This is a genomic window from Xenorhabdus yunnanensis, assembly GCF_028598805.1.
Classification (GTDB): domain Bacteria; phylum Pseudomonadota; class Gammaproteobacteria; order Enterobacterales; family Enterobacteriaceae; genus Xenorhabdus; species Xenorhabdus yunnanensis.
Map to the genome: position 1 here is coordinate 1 of NZ_JAQRFI010000178.1, position 950 is coordinate 950.

The window sequence follows — 950 nt, forward strand, 5'->3', positions numbered from 1 at the left end:
CAAAGTGCCACTGACTGAACCCCAGATAGCAGGTATTGCCAGTTTCTGCCCGTACAACATTGGTCCCGGTAAATGCTTCTCTTCCACGTTCTACCGTAAGTTGAATGCCGGAGACAAAAAAGGGGCATGTGCCGAAATCAAGCGTTGGGTATTTGACGGTGGCCGAGACTGCCGACAGACCAAAGGCCAAGCGAACGGCTGTTACGGTCAGGTAGAGCGGCGCGCTCAGGAATCGGAATTAACATGCTGGGGGTTGGATGAATGAGGTTCAATTTTACCTACGGCACTGTTATTGCGTTGATTGTTGCCTCTGTGGTGGCTTACTTCTACCGTTCTGGATATAAGGAACAAAAGCAGGTCAATAGTGACCAAGCAACCGAAATCCAGCAACTGACCGACACCATTAACTACCAGAACACGCACATTGAAATGCTGCACGAACTGGATAACCGACACACTCAGGAACTCGCCCATGCCAAGACTGAAATCGACAGGCTGCATACTGCTTCTCTTGCTCACCCTGAACGGGTGTACATCAAAGCCAAGTGTCCAGTGTCTAAAGCCGCTGCCCCCTCCGGCATGGATGATGCAGACACCGCCCGACCTACAGACACCGCTATCCGAAATTATTGGCTACTCAGAGAGCACATTGCCACCTCAGAGCAAATGATCTTGGGGTTGCAGGAATATATCAAAACACAGTGTCAAAGCCCCTAGCAAACTCTGGGGCTTTTTCTTTTTAAGGAGCCAAGAAAATGACCCGACAAAAAATGACGACAAAACAAAAAACGTTTTGTCGGGAATATCTGGTCGATTTAAACGCAACGCAGGCGGCAATTAGAGCCGGTTATAGCCCACGACGCGCCAGCGAACTGGGCTATCAGTTGATGCAAAAACCCTATGTTGTTGCGCTGATCGATGAGCTGAAACAGGCGCGCAACAAACAACTG

The 950-nt window shown here is 49.7% G+C and carries 3 protein-coding genes; all 3 read left to right on the forward strand.

The window, feature by feature from the left end; translation table 11 throughout:
- On the forward strand, positions 1-265 hold a 265-nt coding region (locus PSI23_RS21555), incomplete at its 5' end, for a lysozyme (RefSeq protein ID WP_273556989.1).
- Positions 262-717, forward strand: coding sequence for a lysis protein (locus tag PSI23_RS21560; protein ID WP_273556990.1), 456 nt, complete (start codon positions 262-264; stop codon positions 715-717). The genes PSI23_RS21555 and PSI23_RS21560, both read left to right, overlap by 4 nt.
- A 38-nt stretch (positions 718-755) precedes the next feature.
- On the forward strand, positions 756-950 hold a 195-nt coding region (locus PSI23_RS21565; RefSeq protein ID WP_273556991.1), incomplete at its 3' end, for a terminase small subunit.

Excerpts from the sequence above, each read along its gene's own strand:
- PSI23_RS21560 (WP_273556990.1), top strand. The coding sequence starts at position 262 with ATGAGGTTCAATTTTACCTACGGCACTGTTATTGCGTTGATTGTTGCC.